Source organism: Microbacterium sp. Bi128, assembly GCF_918698205.1.
Genome location: NZ_CAKKMM010001141.1, coordinates 1 through 1,664, shown reverse-complemented (window position 1 = coordinate 1,664; position 1,664 = coordinate 1). Strand labels below are relative to the sequence as shown.

Here is a 1,664-nt window from a genome sequence, read left to right as displayed (position 1 = left end):
GACAAGGTCCGGCCCGGCCTGCTCCAAAGCGCCTCGGGCGACTGGTACTTCCCGGGCCTGCTCCGGCCCGATGAACTCTCCGAACAGATCCCGGGCCTGACCGTGCCCGACGAGGCTGCCTACGAAACGGTGGGAGGCTACGTCATGAGCCAGCTCGGCCGCATCGCGGCAGTCGGCGACACGGTCGACGTCGTCGGCGGGACACTCAGCGTGACCCGCATGGACGGCCGCCGGATCGACCGGATCTGTTTCCGGCCCATCCGGGTGTCCGGCGAGGGCCAGCCCGCCAGCCAGGCAGGTGCCGCATGAGCGACTGGGCCGGAATCCTCTGGCTTGCGTTCCTCCTGGTGGGCAACGCCTTCTTCGTGGCCGCCGAATTCGCCGTCATGTCGGCCCGCCGGAGCCAGATCGAGCCGCTGGCCGAGGCAGGTTCCAAGCGCGCCCAGACCACCCTGCGGGCGATGGAAAACGTTTCCCTCATGCTCGCCTGCGCCCAGCTCGGCATCACCGTCTGCTCGCTGCTGATCCTGCAGGTGGCCGAGCCCGCGATCCACCACCTCCTGGCCGTGCCGCTGGAAGCGGTGGGCGTCCCCGAGGAGGTCGCGAACATTGTGGCCTTCGCCGTCGCCCTGCTGTTGGTGACGTTCCTGCACGTCACATTCGGCGAAATGGTGCCCAAGAACATTTCCGTGTCCGTCGCGGACAAGGCTGCGCTGCTGCTGGCGCCGCCGCTGATGTTCATCGGGCGGCTCGTCAAGCCCGTCATTGCGGCGCTTAACTGGTCCGCGAACCACATCCTGAAGCTGATGCGGATTGAGCCGAAGGACGAGGTGACCTCAACCTTCACCCTTGAAGAAGTGCAGTCGATCGTGCAGGAATCCACCCGCCACGGACTCGTGGACGACGACGCCGGACTCATCACCGGAGCGCTCGAGTTCTCCGAACACACCGCGTCGCGTGTGATGGTTCCGCTGGGCAAACTCGTCATGCTCAAGGCGGCCACCACGCCGGTCGAATTCGAAAAGGCCGTGAGCCGGACCGGGTTCTCGCGCTTCCCGATGCTCGACGACGACGGCATGCTGGCCGGCTACCTCCATATCAAGGACGTGCTGTCCATTCCGGACGCCGGGTACCACCAGCCGATTGCGGAAAGCCGCATCCGGTCGCTGGCGAACCTCGCCATGGACGACGAAATCGAGCAGGCCATGTCCGTCATGCAGCGCACGGGTTCGCACCTGGCGCGCGTGATCGGACCCGACGGGCTGACTCAGGGAGTGCTGTTCCTCGAAGACGTGATCGAGCAGCTCGTCGGCGAAATCCGGGACGCGACGCAGGCCACCGGCTACCGCAGGCTGGGCCAGGACCAGTAGGGGCGGCCCAGTAACGGGCGGCCCAGTAACAGCCGGTCCAGTAACGGGCAGCCCAGCTGCGGCCGGGCACCGGCGGGGCACGCCGTGTATCCCTAAATAGGAATGATTCCTATTTAGGGATACACTCGGGCTGTTGCTATTGCTCCTGATTCTCAATAACAGATCCGAGGTTTTCCGTGCGTCGTCCCGCTGCCCGAGTCCTGCTGGCTGGCCTTGCCGGCCTGGGCCTCCTGCTCACCGCGTGCAGTCCGACGTCCGGCAGCCCGCGGGGGACCGCGGGGGACGGTGTGGTCA

General features: G+C 66.4%; 2 protein-coding genes. Both read left to right on the top strand.

Annotated features, from left to right (window positions below):
* The coding region (locus LQV45_RS30600) for a transporter associated domain-containing protein (RefSeq protein WP_290370365.1) at positions 1-309 on the top strand (309 nt) is incomplete at its 5' end.
* A complete protein-coding gene (locus LQV45_RS30595; protein WP_028277499.1) occupies positions 306-1,370 on the top strand; it encodes a hemolysin family protein in 1,065 nt (354 codons plus the stop codon). The genes LQV45_RS30600 and LQV45_RS30595, both read left to right, overlap by 4 nt.
* Positions 1,371-1,664: the final 294 nt, after the last annotated feature.